This window comes from Pseudomonas sp. GZD-209 (genome assembly GCF_049310485.1).
Taxonomy (GTDB): Bacteria; Pseudomonadota; Gammaproteobacteria; order Pseudomonadales; family Pseudomonadaceae; genus Aquipseudomonas; species Aquipseudomonas sichuanensis.
The window spans coordinates 14318-30212 of sequence record NZ_JBMOWQ010000143.1 but is presented as its reverse complement, the minus strand read 5'-3'; the positions used below and the strand labels follow the sequence as shown (position 1 = coordinate 30212).

Here is a 15895-nt window from a genome sequence, read left to right as displayed (position 1 = left end):
TTCGGCGTAAGCCGAAGGCGCGAGATGTAGACTTGCGCAGCAAGTCGTAGGCCGCGCGGGCCCGGAAGGCACCGGAGCGAGGGGACCCCGGAGCGCAGCGCAGGGGCCGTATGATGGGAGCAGGCGGCTTTGCCTACTTTGGCCAAGACCAAAGTAGGCCGCCGTAAGGGCGGAAAGGTGACTATGCGTCTTCATCGTAAATGAATGCGCACATAGTTTTCAAAACACACTCTCTCAAAGTCAAAGTCAAAGTCAAAGTCAAAGTCAAAGTCAAAGTCAAAGTCAAAGTCAAAGTCAAAGTCAAAGTCAAAGTCAAAGTCAAAGTCAAAGTCAAAGTCAAAGTCAAAGTCGGTCGGCGTCGGTTTTAATAGATTTAAGTGCATTCATTTGCGATGTCGACGCAGAGTCACCTTTCCGCCCTTACGGCGGGTTACTTTTTTTCTTGGAAAAAAGTAACCAAAAACCGCTCGCTCCATTCATACGGCCCTCCGCTGCGCTCCGGGTCCCTTCGCTCCGGCGTCCTCCGGGCCCGCGCGGCCTCCGACTTGCTGCGCAAGTCTACATCTCGCGCCTTCGGCTAACGCCGAAGGGTGCTGCGCACCAGGGCCCTCCAGACGCCTACGCTCAGCCTCCTGAAGTCGCGAAGTTAGGGGCGGCGCCTGGGCTGGCTTTAGCTGTCGCTAGCGGGCTAGGGCGCTAAACTCTTGATCGGCAACGGCAACGGCAACGGCAACGGCAACGGCAACGGCAACGGCAACGGCAACGGCAACGGCAACGGCAACGGCAACGGCAACGGCAACGGCAACGGCAACGGCAACGGCAACGGCAACGGCACAACGCTCAGCTTGCGTCGTGTGGACGCCGGCGATCTGCGCGCGGCAGGGTGTATCTCCTCTGCTTCAGTGGGTCTGCCAGCACCTGTCCGCTGGCCAAGGTGCCCAGCAGTGCCATATACAGAAAAATCCGCATGATGTACCTCCCGGGCCCGAGGGCCCGTCAGCGCTTGTCGAGGGCCGGCCCGGCCTGTCGACGCAAGGCTTTGGCGCGCTTCTCGAGGACCAGGTAGGTAACCACCGCCAACAGCAGTGGAATCAGGTAGTACAACGTTCGATAGCCTAGCAGCGCGGCGACCAGCGTGCCTTGGCCGAGCTGGCCGTGGAGCAGGGCGAGAAACACGGCCTCGAGCACGCCGAGCCCCGCTGGGATATGGGCGACCACGCCCGCCACGCAGCTGATCAGCAACACACCCAGCACCGAGGGATAGAACAGCTCAGGTGGCAGCAGCAGGTGGATCAGCGCTGCCATCAGCGCCCAGTTGCTTGCGCCCAAGGCCACCTGGCACAACGCCAGACGCAGGCTCGGCAGGGTGACTTCGTGCCCGCGCAGGTCCCATGTGCGCCGTCTGGCGAAGGCGCAGGCGAACAGGTAGGCCAACGCGACCGCTACCATCAGCACGCCGATCAGGCGCAGGCCGCCGGCGCCCACCGCCCAGCTTTCCGGCAGCTTGACCATACCGAGGGCGAACACCGTGCCGGCCAGCAGCAGATAGCCCATCCAGTTGGTCAACAGACCCAGGGTGAGGATGCGGGTGATGGTCGGGGTATCCAGACCCAGCCTGCTGTACAGGCGATAACGCAGGGCCACGCCGCCGACCCAAGTAGTGAAGTTGAGGTTGAATGCGTAGCAGACGAACGCCACTGGTAACACCTGGCGCGCTGGTAGTTGATGGCCTGTATAGGCGCGGGCGAGCAGGTCGTAGCTGGCGAATACCAGGTAGCTGCACAGGGCTAGCAGCAACCCCATGGCCAGGGTCGAGGGCCGGTAGGCCAGCAGCGAATGGCGGACTTCGTTCCAGTCCAGGTTACGCGCGAGGGTGAACAGCAATACCGGGATCAACACCAGAAATAGCACGGTCAGTAGGCGTTTGCCCCAGGTCTTCCAGCGTACAGTGGCCATCAGGTCTTGCCCCCGTGGTAATCGGCCGGGGCCTCGTTGTCGGTTTGCAGCGACTGCAGGCGCTGCCGGTGCGCCGGGAACCAGCCGGCGATACGCGGGAAATAGCGGGTGATGTGGAAGCCCAGGAAGATCAACGGTGCGCGCCACCAGTAGCCGCGCACCATGCGCTCCAGCGTCACGCTCTTGCAGTGATCGCGGCTCAGTTCGCTCAAATGCTGGTACAGGTATTCGTTGAACGCACGGTCGCGGATCATCAGGTTGGCCTCGAGGTTGAGCGACAGGCTCAGCGGGTCGAGGTTGCTCGAGCCTACGGTGGACCAGTCGTTGTCCACCAACGCCACCTTGCCGTGCAGCGGGCGCTGGCAGTATTCGTGGATGCGCACGTCGTCGCGCAGCAGGTAGTTGTAGAGCAGCCGCGAGAGCATGCGTACCCAGCGCATGTCTGGTTGCCCCTGAAGGATCAGCGTCACCTCGACCCCGCGCCGGGCGGCGTTGCGCAGTTCGCGCAGCAGGCGGTAGCCAGGGAAGAAGTAGGCGTTGGCGACTACGATGCGTTGCCTGGCCTCGCGGATGGCTTGCAGGTAACAGACCTCGATATCGTTACGATGGCGACAGTTGTCACGCTCCACCAGCAGGGCCCTGGCCGAGCCGGCGGCGCTGGTCGGTTCGACCCGGTTGGCGTTTTCCAGCACTGGCGCGAGCATCCGGCAGGTGGAGGCGTGCACCTGGGCGACCACCGGGCCGACGACCTCCACCGCATAGTCCTGTTTGGCCTGCGGGCCGAAGTCGCCAAGGTGGTCGGCGCTGTAGTTGATGCCACCGATGAAGGCACGCTTCCCGTCGATCACCAGGATCTTGCGGTGCAGGCGGCGGAACAGGTTGGTGCGCATGCCGGCCAGCCGTGGTTGTGGGTCGAACGAATGGAAACGCACCCCGGCCTCGGTCATCGAGGAGATGAAATCCTCAGGCAGGTCGGCGGTGCCGTAGCCGTCCGCCGCCACCTCGACCCTTACCCCGCGCTGCGCGGCGTCGATCAGGGCTTGGCGCAAAGGTTGGCCGACCTTGTCGTCGTAGATGATGAAGGTTTCCAGGAGAATTTCCTCGCGTGCCTGGGCCATGGCCTCGAACACGCGCGGGTAGTACTGCTCGCCGTTTATCAGCAATTCGACGTGGTTGCCGTCGCACCAGGGCTGCTTCATAGCGTCACCTGCGCCACCAGCGGGGCGTGGTCGGAGAGATGTGACCAGGGGTATCTGGACAACACACGTGCCTGGCAAGCTTGTGCATTGCGCAGGTAGATGCGGTCCAGGCGCAGCAATGGCAGGCGGGCGGGAAAGCTACGTGCCGGCTTGCCGAAGGCCTCGACCAGATGGCCCGAAAGCCGCGCATCCGCTTTCAGACGCCAGTCGTTGAAATCGCCGGCGACGATGACCGGCTCGTCCGGCGGCAGGCTGTCAAGCAACGCCAGCAGCAGATCGACCTGCTGCTGACGATGGTCTTCGCGCAGGCCCAGGTGCACGCAGATTGCGTGCACCTGCTCATGGCCGGGTACTTCGAGCCGGCAGTGCAGCAGGCCACGCTCCTCGTTGCCATGGATCGTGACGTCGAGGTTGTCGTGGGTGCGGATCGGAAATTTGGACAGCAGGGCGTTGCCATGGTCGCCATGGGGATAGACCGCGTTGCGCCCGTAGGCGAACTGCGGCCACATGCTGTCGGCAAGGAACTCGTACTGAGGTGCTGTCGGCCAGGTCGGATGGCGCTCGGCATGCTGTTGGTGGCTGCCGTGCACCTCTTGCAGGAAGACCAGATCGGCCCCAGTAGTGCGGACCGCCTCGCGCAGCTCCGGCAGGATGAAACGGCGGTTGAACAGGGTGAAGCCCTTGTGCACATTGAGGGTCAGTACCGTCAGGTGATGCACGGCGGTCTTCTTGTCGATGATGCAGCGGGGGGCGGGCAGGGTCCCGTTCATAGTGGCTCCTGCGGCTCGACCCCTGGCTCGGTCACCAACTCGTCGTCCTGGCGTAGCCCCTCGGGGTCGAAGTCCTTGCGCCAAGGGCCACAGCGCCAACCGGCAATACCAATACGGATCTCGCTCACCATAAGCCCCCTGTGTTCAAGTACTCATCAGTAGCGACTGGCAGGGGAACGAGAGGGTTCAGCAGGATTGACGAGTGGCGCTGGGGCGGGTTTTGTCATCCGTCGGATTGTTCCTCTGGTGGCACCTGGCCCTCCGGCCAGTCGGGTGCCTCTTGTTCCGGGGCAGGCGTGGGTAGCTGTTCGCCGGGATCGAGCGGCACTTCATCGACATAAGGATCTGGATGATTGGGATCGATCATGTTCTGACTCCTCGTAAAGGGCTTTAGCTGCCTTCCAATCCACCGGTACAGGAGCTGTTCAATGCGATTCCCAGGGCGAACGTTTGTCGCCCTGGTTGGACCGCTTCGGAATCAGCGCTCCTTGTCTATGCCCGGGCCTTGGTCGCGCTGTTGGCCACCGGCTTTTCCAGTGTCGGAAAGGTTTTCCCTTTCCTCAGGCTGCTCAACCGATTGCCCGCCTTGTCGCCCGGTATCCTGGGACTGCGCCCAATCCTTGTCGGTCTTGTCTTCTGGCCGCTGGCCGCCTTTCTGGCGGTCGGTCATGTCGCCAGCCGAGCCCTGTCCCCCTTGCTGACCTGCGTTGGTGTCAGTGCTACGGGTTTGATCGCCGCCCTTGTCTTGATTATTAGCCATGATGGCTTACCTCTGGTCGAACACAGGAAGGTCTGTGTGCAGTTGTGACTGGGCAGGCGGTCAGCGCACTGCAAATATTCGCGGGTTTTCGGACCAAGGGCCTGAAGGACCTCCGGGCGAACATTTAGCGGGTGAACAACAGCAGCGCATGGGTGCGAGAAAACCGGAACTTTGCCGGCGTTACGGGCGTTTCACCGCATGCGCTGCGCAAGCATTATCAGCAGATGGGTGAGCATGATTCGGCGACACCGGGCAGTGACGCGTCGGAAAAGTAATAGCCTGACTGACCTTGAAGACCACATGGCGCTTGGCCAGGTTGTTGCCAAGTTTTGAGCGCTGCGCCTTTGGCTGCCGCTGCATATGGCGGGTGAATCCCACGATGTCGATGACACGGTTCGTTCGAGCAGGCTTGCACGTGATGGATCGCCATTGAGTGGCGTCAACCTGCTCTACTCGAATACGCCCATGTTGTCTTTACATGTTCTCGTCGCTGCCGAAGAACATCTGTATCCGCGACCTGAGCCAGCGCTCCGCAGGGTCATTGTCCTGCGCCCCGCGCCAAGCCATGTGCAACTCGAAACTGCGCACCTCCAGCGGCAGGTCCTCAGCCCGCAACCCGCCAGCGGCGGTGAGTGCATCCGCGGTGTAGTCCGGCACCGTGGCGACGATGTCGGTCCCCGCCAGCAAACTCCCCAGCCCGTTGAACTGCGGTACCGCCAGCACCACATGGCGCTTGCGGCCGATTTCGTCCAGGGCTTCATCGATGAAACCGGACAAGTCGCCGGCAAACGACACCAATGCATGGGGCCGGGCGCAGAAATCGTCGAGGCTGATGCTGCCGGGCATGCTGTCGGCGCGCAACAACTTGGGCATGCTGCGGCGCAGCACCTTGCGCTTGGCGTTGGCGGGCAGGTCGCTGGTGTAGCTCACGCCCACCGAGATTTCACCCGATGCCAGCAGCGTTGGCATGAGCAGGTAATTGACCCTTCGAACAACCAGCACAATGCCGGGGGCCTCGGCGCGGATACGCTTGAGCAGTTGCGGCAGCAGGGCGAACTCGGCGTCGTCGGACAGGCCGATGCGGAACACCGCGTTGCTGGTGGCCGGGTCGAATTCGGCGGCGCGGCTGACCGCAGTGGAGATCGAGTCCAGGGCTGGCGAGAGCAGGGCGAAGATTTCGTGGGCGCGGGCCGACGGCTCCATGCTGCGGCCGGTGCGCACGAACAGCGGGTCGTCGAACAGGCTGCGCAGGCGCGACAGCGCAGCGCTGATGGCCGGCTGGCCGAGGAACAGCTTTTCGGCGGCGCGGGTCACGCTGCGTTCGTGCATCAGGGTTTCGAACACGATCAGCAGGTTGAGGTCTACGCGACGCAAGTCGTTACGATTCATTCGATGCGGCTCGCCAGTCAGTTGGGGCAGGGGTGAATCTTAAGGCCAAAGGCTGTTACCCTGCACCGATTTGTGGGAGCCAATGCGCAGATTTGCCTGGGGCCCAATCAATGACAGGCATGTCGACTATTAACGGCCACTGATGGCCCAAAGCGCAAAGCCCGGATAAAGTCCGTGGTAATACGAGATTCACACAGGCGAGGTATGCGATGTCCCGCATGATCCGTTTCCACAAATTCGGCCAGGCCGATGTGCTCCTTTGCGAAGAGCAGGCCGAACCGTCCGCGGCGGCCGGCGAGGTGCAGGTGCGCGTCGAGGCGATCGGCATCAGCTGGTACGACGTGCTCTGGCGGCAGAACCTGGCGCCTTCCCAGGCACGTCTGCCGGCAGGCATCGGCCATGAAATGGCCGGTGTGGTCATGGCGGTTGGCGAAGGGGTGGACGACATTGCGGTGGGCGACCGGGTCGCCAGCTTCCCGGCCACCAGCCCCAATGATCACCCTGTCTATGGTGATGTGATCGTGCTGCCGCGCAGCGCCATCACCCGTTACCCCGATGTGCTGACCCCGATCGAAGCCAGCGTGCATTACACGCCGCTGCTGATCGCGTATTTCGCCTATGTCGACCTGGCTCGGGCCAAGGCCGGCCAGACCGCGCTGGTCACCGATGCCAGCCACTGCGCAGGGCCGGCTTTCGTGCAGCTGGGCAAGGCCCTGGGGCTGAAGGTGTTCGCCGCCACCAAGGAGCCGGAGCAGCGTGAATACCTGCTCGGCCTGGGCGCGGACAAGGTGATAGTCACCGAAGAGCAGGACCTGGTCCTGCAGGTCGGCAAGTACACCAACGGCCGTGGCGTGGACATGGTCCTCGACGGCATGGGCGGGCCGCAGATGTCGCTGCTCGGCGACGTGCTGGCGCCGCGCGGCAGCCTGGTGCTGTATGGCCTGCAGGGTGGCAACCAGACGCCGTTCCCGGCGTGCGCGGCGTTCCAGAAGAACATCCAGTTCCATGTGCACTGCATCGGCAACTTCACCGGCAAGCCAGAGCTGGGCATCGCCCAGGACCAGGTCGCCCTGCAGCGTGCGTTGCGTGACATCAACCAGTTCACCGCCGACCAACTGCTGACCCCGCAGATCATCAAGGTGTATCCGTTCGACCAGGTGGTCGCGGCCCATCGCCATATGGACGAATGTCCGTGTGGGGGGCGTGTGGTGTTGGACATGGCGGTGAGTTGATTGCCAGCGACTGTTGCCATCATGAAAAAAGCCCGAGCAATGTCTCGGGCTTTTTTTCGGATGTGTCCTACGGTGATTTAGGATTACTTGCGGAAGTTGTAGTGGATGTTGCTAGTTAGCTCACTGCAACTTCAATAAAGTGTTCTTTGTCCTGGTTATTCATGACTTTTATGTTTCGGTTTGTCAGCATGTTTGTGCCAGGCCAATGACAGCCACCACAGGGTGCAGCGACACTGGGCTATAGCCTGCTCAGCGACAATCACCGAGGTATTAATCCTCTCTTGTCTTTCCTGTTTTTAGGAAATTTCCTTCAAGATCGGGGTTTTATTCATCTGCCAAACTCTGCTTTTGGATCCGATCCGATCAGAAAGGTGGAGTGATTACATGAACAATACCCATGACCAAGCCATGAACTTTGTTTATCAACAAGTCTTGCAACGTATCTTCGAACATATGAACCAGGCGCAGCGCGCTTCCATTCAGCTGTTGATGCAACGGTTGCTGGTGATCGCTGGCGGCCATGCGCAGATCGCTGATCTGCGTCTGGTGCTTTTACACGGTGGCGACCAGCGCAGCTCCCATTTGCTCGCCTACCTGCGCGCGGCGCAATTGAGCATCGCCCTTCGCCATCATGCAACCTTCCGCCTGCGCGTGCTCATTGCCAGGGCGCCTGGGCTGGATCGCGCGACGCTGGCCAGCCATGAGCGCTGCTTCAGTGCCTTGTTCCTGCATGACGACCCTCGGGTGGAACTGCTGCTCAGCGACGGTGAGCGACTGGAACCGTTCATTGCCGGCGAAACCAGTGGCGGCGGGCAGTTGGGCGATGCCGGCAAGGCCTGGCTGCTGTTCGGTCATGTGTGTGGTGGGCAGCCCGATGCACTGCTCGGCGGGCAGGCGTATCTGATGCTGGCAGAGGGGCTGAGCCAGGCGCTGACCGATGCGGACCCAGAGGGTGGCGTCGATGCCTTGGTCACGGTGGTGCCGGCCGGGCAGCGCCGTCGTCTGCTGGCCTGGGCCCGGCGCTGCCTGAGTCAGGCCTGCGATGCCGCACCACCGGCCCTGCCACAGTGTGCACGTGTACTGACGCAGCACCTGGCACAACTGCGCTACCGGCTGGACGACCCCGCGCCGTCAGTGCAGGTTGCACTGCCACCCCAGGCTGTACGCCCCCTGCGTGTGGTCGCAGTGGATGACCTGCTGCAACTGGATGATGGGGCCTCGCTTGAACACATGCTGGGCCGCCGGGAGATGCTGCCGTGTCAACTGCAGGGGCCGGCGGGGCTGTTTGACCCGCTGGCGCTGGCGCATCTGCATGGGTTGCGTGGGCAGTACGTGAGCCTGCTTGGCTATCGCGAGGGCGTGCAGGGGTTGTTGCAGCGCCTGGGCCAGAGCCAGTTGGCCTGGCCTGAGGAATACAGCATGCAGGCGCAGGCCAGCTTTGCCCAGGCCTATGGGGTGAGCGAAGAGCAACTGGTCTGCCTGCTGCTCACGCCGTTCGAGGCGCGGGGGCGCAACCTCGAGCGTTATGTGCAACGTTGCCACCCACGCATGCGGGTGGCGTTGCCTTACCTGCACCGGGCGTTGCAGGGGCGCCCTTGCCCGGCGGCGGTAAGCCAATGGCTGGTGGATGTCAGCGGGTTGGAGCTGGTGCATCTGCGGGCGCTGTACGCCGGTACGCTGTCTGCGCAGGTCAGCCGGCAGGCCCAGGTGCTGGTGCGGCGTGACCTGTGGTTGCGGCTACTGCCGCTTCCTGCGCAGGAGCAGGTTGACCCACAGCGCCAGCAGCGTGGCTGAGCGCGGTGCTCAGGGCCCGGGTGAGAGCTTGAACAGCATGAACTGATGGGCCGGCGAGAACAGCCGAGCGCTGATGCCGTGGCGATCAGGAACATGATCATGATCTGGTAGCGCACGGCCTCGGCGGGGCATTGCCCGGCGAGGGTCTGGCCGGTCATCATGCCGGCCTTCACCGCCAGTGCGGCGGCGGCTCGGGCTGTATGGCGCAGCGCAGCGGGGCCGAGTTGTCGCATGACAACCTGTTCCACTGGGTGTTGGGGCTGATGAATGTGCAAACGTCGGTCTACCAGCAGGCGCTGGACATGTTCCAGCCGTGACAGCCTGGGCAGCTTGCCGGTGAGAGCCTTGCCGCAACTGCTCTGATATGTGACGTTAAGTGTAACCAAATATATGTAACTAAACTTTTGTAACTTGATATGCGAAATATGAAGTTACTTGGCGTAAATTTTGTAAATGCACTTTGTTCAATAAATTATCGCAAATAGGATTGCGCATCATTTCATAGGTGATGGCAATCAAATGGCAAGCACTCCAACAACCCGCCGCGCGGAATCCCCACATCTTTATACGGCCCTCGGCCTGGCCCTGGCATCCTGTTCGACCGCGAGCCTGGCGCAAACCGCCGATGCCGGCAAAACCAAGGCGGGCTCGATCCTTGAACTTGAGGCGACTGATGTAAAAGGTGTTCATCAGGCCGAGACGTTCAAAGTGGATGAAATGTCTTCGCCGAAGTTCACCGCCCCGCTGCGCGAAGTGCCCAAGTCGATCACCATCATCAACGAAGCCTTGATCAAGGAGCGCGGCGCCACCTCGCTGACCGACGTGCTGCGTACCACCCCAGGCATTACCCTGGGCGCAGGCGAGGGCGGCACGCCACTGGGCGACCGGCCGTTCATCCGCGGCTTCGAAGCCAGTACCGATATCCAGATCGACGGCCTGCGCGACCTTGGCCGCATGTCCCACGAGGCGTTCAACGTGGAGTCGGTCGAGATCGTCAAAGGGCCGGGCTCGGCCTACAACGGCAGGGGCTCAACGGGTGGCTCGATCAACCTCGTGAGCAAGGCCGCCAAGGCCGAGGACTTCATCGCCGGCAGCGTCACCATGGGTACCGACCAACTGTGGCGCAATACCCTGGACATCAACCAGTACCTGCCCGAGCAGGACCTGGCGTTTCGCCTGAACGCCATGAAGCACGAAGCCGATACCCCCGGCCGCGATGACGTCGAGGTCAAGCGCTGGGGCATCGCCCCGACCATTACCTGGGGCCTGCAGGGCCCGACGCGGGTGACGGCCAGCTACTACCACCAGGAAACCGATGACATTCCCGACCAGGGCCACCCGATTTCGTTGATCACCAACAAACCTGCGGATGTCGACCGGGACAACTTCTACGGGCTGGTTGACCGAGATTTTCGCAAGACCTCCGCCGACCTGGCCACCCTGCTGATCGAACATGAGTTCACCCCGCAACTGACCGTGCGCAACACCCTGCGCGGCGGGCGCAGCATGCAGAACTACGTGATGAGCCGCCCGGTGTTCGCCAACGTCGCGCAGGAGCAGAACGGCCTGGTAGGCCGGGGTTTCCGCCCACGCAACGTGGTGAACACCTCGGTGCTCAACCAGACCGACCTGTTCGGCACCTTCCACACCGGTGGCATCAAGCACAGCTATTCCGCCGGCCTGGAAGTCAGCCGCGAGACCATTACCGACAAGGACAAGCACGCTGGCAACAACGGTCGCCCGGGTAACCTGTACAACCCCAACCCGCACGACGGTGGCTGGACTTTGCTGCCGGGTACCGGGGAGGTCACCAGCAAATACCAGACCGAGGTCAAGTCGCTGTACGCCTTCGACACCCTCGCGCTGCATGAACAGTGGGACCTGAACCTCGGGCTGCGCTATGACGACTACGACGTCAAGAACCGGGTCGAGGGCGGCGCCTCGTCGTCGAGCGAGCTGTGGAACTACCAGGTGGGCGTGGTGTTCAAGCCAATGCCCAACGGCAGCATCTACCTGTCCTACGGCACCTCGTCCAACCCCTCGGGCGAGAACACCCAGTCTGGCGGCGCCGACGGTGCCGGGGCCGGCAACCTCAATGGCAACAAGGCCAACCTCGACCCGGAAAAGTCGCGCAGCGTCGAGCTGGGGACCAAGTGGGATGTGTTCAACGAGCAGCTGTCGCTGACCGCCGCGGTGTTCCGTACCGAGAAAACCAATGCGCGGGTGACCGATCCGATCAGCGGGCTGGTGGCCCTGGACGGCGACCAGCGCGTGACCGGCATCGAGTTCGGCGTCACCGGCCGCATCACCGACGCCTGGGCGGTCTGGGGCGGCTACACCTACCTGGATGCCGAAGTGGTGAAGTCGGGCGGCGATGGCAGCAACGACGGCAACCGCTCCAAGTTCATTGCGCCGAACAGCTTCAGCCTGTGGTCGTCCTATGACCTGACCGACCGCTGGACCGTGGGCGCCGGGGCCAACTACATGGACCAGCGTTACATGAACGATGCCAACACCGTCAGCATCGATGACTACTGGCGCTACGACGCAATGGTGGCCTACAAGGTCAACAAGAACCTCGACCTGCAGTTGAACGTGCTCAACCTGACCGACGAGACCATCTACGATGCCTCGCACGTTGGCCTGTTCGCCACGGTCGCACCGGGGCGCTCGGCGGAGCTGACGGCCAACTTCAGGTTCTGACCGCGGCTGCCTCGGCAGCGATCCCCCAAGGCGCCCGGTTGCAATCAACCTGGCGCCTTTTGTTTGCGGGCCTTGCTTTGCGGTCGGGGTGTAACTTAGCATTGCTAACAATTCTCAGTTACACAAAAAGAATCGCCCCATGAGCGAAGCCCAGCCTGTGCAAACCCCTCGACTGTCTGCTGTCGAAGCGCTCTACAGCGCCCATCACGGGTGGTTGTACAACCGCTTGCGGCGGCGTCTGGGCAACGCGATGGATGCGGCTGATCTGGCCCATGACACCTTCGCGCGCATCCTGGCGTCGAAGGTCACGGTGTTCAACGAGCCCCGCGCCTATCTGAATTGCGTCGCTGGTGGCATCCTCGCCAACTGGTGCAAGCGCAAGTCGCTTGAGCGTGCCTACCTGGCGGCGCTGGAGCAGCTGCCAGCCCCCGAGGCGCCGTCGCCGGAAACGCGCTTGCTGATCCTCGAAACCCTGCATGAAATCGATGCGATGCTCGACAGTTTGCCGGCACTGGTCAGGCGCGCGTTCCTGCTGTCGCAGCTGGCCGGGATGAAGTACGAGGACATCGCGGCGCAGCTCGGCGTCTCGCTGATCACCGTCAAGCGCTACATGAAGCAGGCGTTTCTCCAGTGCCTGAAGCTGGTTGACTGAGTGAGCGTCGATCACCCCCACCTCGAGCCTGACCCCGAAGCACTGGCGGAGGCCGCCGAGTGGCTGATGTGCTTGAGCGACAGCGAGGTCACGCCAGGGCAGCAGGCCCAATGGGCGGCCTGGCGCAACAGCAGCGCCGAGCGTGCCCAGGCCTGGGCGCGTGCCGAACTGCTGATGGGCAAGCTGGGGGGCTTGCCGCCGGCACTGTCGCTGTCGGCGCTGGATCGCCCCAGTGATCCGGGCCGGCGCCAGGCGATCACCCGCCTGGCCGTCCTGCTGGCCCTGGCTCCCGCAAGCTGGGCAGGTTGGCAGATGTACGGGCAAGGATGGGCAGCGGACTATCGCTCGGCGGTTGGCCAGCGCCGCGATGTCACGCTTGCCGACGGTACCCTGCTGATCCTCAACACCGACACTGCGATTGACGTGCGCTTCGATGCCAGCGAGCGTTTCATCCGTCTGTACCGCGGCGAGATCCTGGTGCAGACCGCGCCGGATATCGTCGTCCCGGCGCGCCCACTGCGGGTAGGGACCGGGGAAGGGGTGATGCAGGCTCTGGGCACACGGTTCACCGTGCGTGAACGGCAAGGGCGCACCTATCTTGCGGTGCTTGAAGGGGCTGTGCGGGTGCAGCCCGCCAGCGCCGGGCAGGCGCAGGGCCGGGTCGTGGCGGCTGGCGAGCAGGCCGATTTCGATGGCCAGGGCGTAGGCCCAAACCAGGCGCTGGACAGCGCCGGCACGCTCTGGACCCAAGGCATGCTGCTGGCGGACAACATGCGGCTGGACGAGCTGCTGGCTGAACTGGCGCGCTACCAGCGCGGGTTCATCCGCTGTGACCGGCAGAGCGCAGGCCTGCGGGTGTCGGGGGCGTTTCCGATCAGCGACAGGCGACGCACGTTGGGGATGTTGCAGGCGACTTATGGGCTGGCGGTCGAGGAGCGCATGGGCGGGTACTGGACGCTGGTTTCTGCGCGGTAGGGCGGGCCCGCCACTGCACGTTCTGCGCCTGTGTGATCGAGCACCGCCCGCGCCGACTTGAGCTTTCAGGCCACGCTGAACCCATGGGTACCATCACGCTCCAGCTGCGCGACCAAGCCAAACTCCCAATCCAGGTAGCCCTGCATGGCTTCACGCGGATTGTCGGTCCCTTCATACGGCCGGCGATAGCGGTCGGTGCGCGCGACGGCCAAGCGGGTTTCACCTTGCTCCAGCGGTTTTCCTGCAGCAATCCACTGTGCTGTGCCCCCTTCGAGTAGGTACACCGGGGTGCGGGTAAGTGCTTGCAAGTCCGCCGCCGCAAAGCGCGCCAGCAAGCTGCTGCCGCAGGTCAGCACGTAGCGCTCGGCCACCGGCAACTGCTCCAGGGCTTGCGACAGCTGCGCGCGAATCGCCCAGTGAGCACCGGGGATATGGCGGCTGACATAGTTGGCGCTGGTGGTGAAATCGAGCAGCACCGTCCCTGATGCCTGCAGCCAGCTGTCCAGTTGTTCGACACCAATCCCCGGCACCTCCGGCAGCTCAGGCAGCGGTGCCTGCCAATCGCCGGCCTGGCTGAAGTCAGCAGGCTCGAGCCCGTCGAGCACTGCAGCCTGCCAACCCATCTGCGCCAGCCAGGACGCACTCATGTTGGCCCGCACGCCATCGTCGTCCAGCAGCACGATGCGCGCACCGCGCACGCTGGCGACGTGGTCGGTTTCCTGCACCAGTTGCCCGCCTGGCACCCAGCGGCTGCCAGGCACGTGGCCCGCGGCGTATTCCTCGGCGGTGCGCACATCGAACAGGTAGGTGGTACGCGCGTGATCGGCTTGCCAGTTGGCCAGGCCCTCGCGGTCCAGCCGCAACACCCCGGCACGGTCGGCCACCTTGCGGGCGCGCTGGGCGGCGTTGGTGCGGGTGCTGTCGGTCACTTCGCCAAAGCGGCTGGCCTGGCCATGGGCCAGCTGCTGCCCGGCCAGGGTCCAGCCGATGGTGCCGTTGCGCAAGGCCGCCACCGGGTTGGGGATGCCGGCGTTGACCAGCGATTGGGTGCCAATGATGCTGCGCGTGCGGCCGGCGCAGTTGACGATTACCTGGGTGCTCGGGCTCGGCGCCAGCTCGGCCACCCGCAGTACCAGCTCGGCGCCGGGCACACTGATGCCGCCGGGAATGCTCATGGTCTGGTACTCGTCGAAGCGCCGGGCATCGAGTACCACCACGTCAGCCTTGGCATCGAGCAGCGCCTGTACTTCTTCTGCGGCCAGCGATGGGGTATGCCGCACGCTTTCCACCAGCTCGCCAAACGCCTTGCTCGGCACATTGACGTCCCGGAACAGCTCGCCGCCGGCGCTGCGCCAGCCGGCCAGGCCACCGTCCAGCACCGCCACATCGCTGTAGCCCAGGGCCAGCAGGCGCTTGCCGGCCTGCGCCGTCAGCCCTTCGCCGTCGTCATACAGCGTGATGGCCGTGTCGCGACGCGGCACGCGGGCGTAGATCTCCAGCTCCAGTTTCGACAACGGGATATTGGCGGCGAACAGCGGGTGCTCCTGGGCGAACGGGTCTTCTTCGCGCAGGTCGATCAGGGCCACTTCCTGGTGGCTCAACAGGGCCTGGCGGATGTCGTGGAAGGAACGCGAGGTGACGGTGGTCATGGGGCTGGACTCTCTTTGGACAGGTCCCAGATATTGGGCAGATGGGTATTGGAATAACCGGAAATGAACGGTTTCTCGGTGCCATCGGGCAGGTACACGGCCCGGCTGACCGCGCCGATGTTGGCGCCATAGACGTGGATGCTGATCGATACCTGGTCGGCGAAGGCATTGCTGACCTGATGGATGTCGCCAATGCGTGGCGACACCGCCTCTACATGGCCGGGCTCGATCCGCACCGGCTCGCCCTCCGGCACCAGCACACCCTGTTCGCTACGGGCAAAGCCTTGCGAGTACTCGGCACCCCGCAACATGCCGATCAGGCCCCAGACCCGGTGATCGTGGATGGGCGTCTGTTGGCCTGGCCCCCAGACGAAGCTGACCACCGAGAAGCGCTGGCGCGAATCGCAATGCAGCAGGTACTGCTGGTAGCGGGCCGGGTCGGGTTGTGCCAGCTCATCGGGAAGCCAGTCGTCATGGCTGACCAGGCCGCGCAGCAGCCCCTGGCCGCGATCGAGAAGGGTGGCTTCGTCGGTTTCCCGATCGAGCAGTTCACTGAGGGCGCCGATGAAGTGGCGCAGGCGCTCATGGCGCGGTGGTTGGCTCATGGTTCAGGCTCGGCTGACGGTTTCGGGTAACCCTAGCAAAGCCTTTGAATATTCTCAAAATTCAAATTATGCATAAGCTAATATGCAAATAATGCATTTACACTTCGGCCAATATGATTTGAAATCGGTACCTGTCGAAGGCATTAGGTTATGCCTAATGCGCATTTCACAGGGCGTTTACCAATCTATAACTTATAAGTAATTGCTTTGT

16 protein-coding genes and 2 pseudogenes are annotated in these 15895 nt (G+C 63.1%); 7 read left to right on the top strand and 11 right to left on the bottom strand.

Translation table 11 applies throughout. The annotated features are described in order from the left end of the window. Positions 1-704 precede the first annotated feature (704 nt). Complete coding sequence (locus ACO6VM_RS17050; RefSeq protein ID WP_422403566.1) at positions 705-971, top strand: hypothetical protein; 267 nt, start codon at positions 705-707, stop codon at positions 969-971. Between the two features lie 25 nt (positions 972-996). Here ACO6VM_RS17050 and ACO6VM_RS17045 read toward each other — a convergent pair whose 3' ends face one another. The 7 genes from ACO6VM_RS17045 to ACO6VM_RS17015 form a co-directional block, all read right to left on the bottom strand. After that, positions 997-1956 (bottom strand): lysylphosphatidylglycerol synthase domain-containing protein, encoded by a 960-nt coding sequence (locus ACO6VM_RS17045; protein ID WP_401060512.1) that lies wholly within the window; start codon positions 1954-1956, stop codon positions 997-999. Beyond that, a complete protein-coding gene (gene clsB / locus ACO6VM_RS17040; RefSeq protein WP_401060514.1) occupies positions 1956-3155 on the bottom strand; it encodes a cardiolipin synthase ClsB in 1200 nt (399 codons plus the stop codon). Before clsB ends, ACO6VM_RS17045 begins: the two co-directional genes overlap by 1 nt. After that, positions 3152-3925, bottom strand: a complete 774-nt coding sequence (locus ACO6VM_RS17035; protein WP_401060515.1) for an endonuclease/exonuclease/phosphatase family protein — start codon at positions 3923-3925, stop codon at positions 3152-3154. Before ACO6VM_RS17035 ends, clsB begins: the two co-directional genes overlap by 4 nt. Further along, positions 3922-4053 (bottom strand): hypothetical protein, encoded by a 132-nt coding sequence (locus ACO6VM_RS17030; RefSeq protein ID WP_401060516.1) that lies wholly within the window; start codon positions 4051-4053, stop codon positions 3922-3924. The genes ACO6VM_RS17035 and ACO6VM_RS17030 overlap by 4 nt, the downstream gene beginning before the upstream one ends. A gap of 95 nt (positions 4054-4148) precedes the next feature. After that, positions 4149-4292 (bottom strand): hypothetical protein, encoded by a 144-nt coding sequence (locus tag ACO6VM_RS17025; RefSeq protein WP_322360474.1) that lies wholly within the window; start codon positions 4290-4292, stop codon positions 4149-4151. 111 nt (positions 4293-4403) lie between these two features. Further along, positions 4404-4685: a hypothetical protein gene (locus tag ACO6VM_RS17020; RefSeq protein ID WP_322360473.1), complete on the bottom strand. Its 282-nt coding sequence runs from the start codon at positions 4683-4685 to the stop codon at positions 4404-4406. A gap of 474 nt (positions 4686-5159) precedes the next feature. Then, positions 5160-6074, bottom strand: a complete 915-nt coding sequence (locus ACO6VM_RS17015; protein WP_125858860.1) for a LysR family transcriptional regulator — start codon at positions 6072-6074, stop codon at positions 5160-5162. A 209-nt stretch (positions 6075-6283) separates the two neighbouring features. Here ACO6VM_RS17015 and ACO6VM_RS17010 point away from each other — a divergent pair, with 209 nt between their 5' ends. Next, positions 6284-7306, top strand: coding sequence for a zinc-dependent alcohol dehydrogenase family protein (locus ACO6VM_RS17010; RefSeq protein ID WP_401060520.1), 1023 nt, complete (start codon positions 6284-6286; stop codon positions 7304-7306). A gap of 384 nt (positions 7307-7690) precedes the next feature. Further along, positions 7691-9100 carry a hypothetical protein gene (locus ACO6VM_RS17005; protein WP_401060522.1) on the top strand — a complete coding sequence of 470 codons (1410 nt, stop codon included), beginning with the start codon at positions 7691-7693 and terminating at the stop codon, positions 9098-9100. Between the two features lie 62 nt (positions 9101-9162). On the opposite strand, the pseudogene ACO6VM_RS17000 reads toward ACO6VM_RS17005, so the two are convergent. Then, positions 9163-9267, bottom strand: a pseudogene (locus tag ACO6VM_RS17000) (ABC transporter permease); the annotation flags it as partial. 54 nt (positions 9268-9321) lie between these two features. On the opposite strand from ACO6VM_RS17000, the pseudogene ACO6VM_RS16995 reads away from it, so the two are divergent. Then, positions 9322-9417: pseudogene (locus ACO6VM_RS16995) on the top strand (hypothetical protein); the annotation flags it as partial. 79 nt (positions 9418-9496) lie between these two features. Here ACO6VM_RS16995 and ACO6VM_RS16990 read toward each other — a convergent pair. Continuing rightward, positions 9497-9790: a hypothetical protein gene (locus ACO6VM_RS16990; protein WP_401060523.1), complete on the bottom strand. Its 294-nt coding sequence runs from the start codon at positions 9788-9790 to the stop codon at positions 9497-9499. A 27-nt stretch (positions 9791-9817) separates the two neighbouring features. Here ACO6VM_RS16990 and ACO6VM_RS16985 point away from each other — a divergent pair, with 27 nt between their 5' ends. The 3 genes from ACO6VM_RS16985 to ACO6VM_RS16975 all read left to right on the top strand — a co-directional run bounded on the left by ACO6VM_RS16985 (position 9818) and on the right by ACO6VM_RS16975 (position 13430). After that, positions 9818-11803 carry a TonB-dependent receptor gene (locus tag ACO6VM_RS16985; RefSeq protein ID WP_401060525.1) on the top strand — a complete coding sequence of 662 codons (1986 nt, stop codon included), beginning with the start codon at positions 9818-9820 and terminating at the stop codon, positions 11801-11803. Positions 11804-11942: 139 nt separating this feature from the next. Then, positions 11943-12455 (top strand): sigma-70 family RNA polymerase sigma factor, encoded by a 513-nt coding sequence (locus tag ACO6VM_RS16980; RefSeq protein ID WP_422403565.1) that lies wholly within the window; start codon positions 11943-11945, stop codon positions 12453-12455. Then, entirely contained in the window at positions 12456-13430 is a 975-nt protein-coding gene (locus ACO6VM_RS16975) for a FecR domain-containing protein (protein ID WP_422403564.1), read from the top strand. A gap of 65 nt (positions 13431-13495) precedes the next feature. Here the strand turns inward: ACO6VM_RS16975 and ACO6VM_RS16970 are convergent, their stop codons facing one another. Both ACO6VM_RS16970 and ACO6VM_RS16965 read right to left on the bottom strand, forming a co-directional pair. Then, on the bottom strand, positions 13496-15079 hold the full coding sequence (locus ACO6VM_RS16970; RefSeq protein ID WP_422403563.1) for a rhodanese-related sulfurtransferase: 1584 nt from the start codon (positions 15077-15079) through the stop codon (positions 13496-13498). Continuing rightward, on the bottom strand, positions 15076-15684 hold the full coding sequence (locus tag ACO6VM_RS16965; protein ID WP_401060531.1) for a cysteine dioxygenase: 609 nt from the start codon (positions 15682-15684) through the stop codon (positions 15076-15078). Before ACO6VM_RS16965 ends, ACO6VM_RS16970 begins: the two co-directional genes overlap by 4 nt. Between the last annotated feature and the right edge of the window lie 211 nt (positions 15685-15895).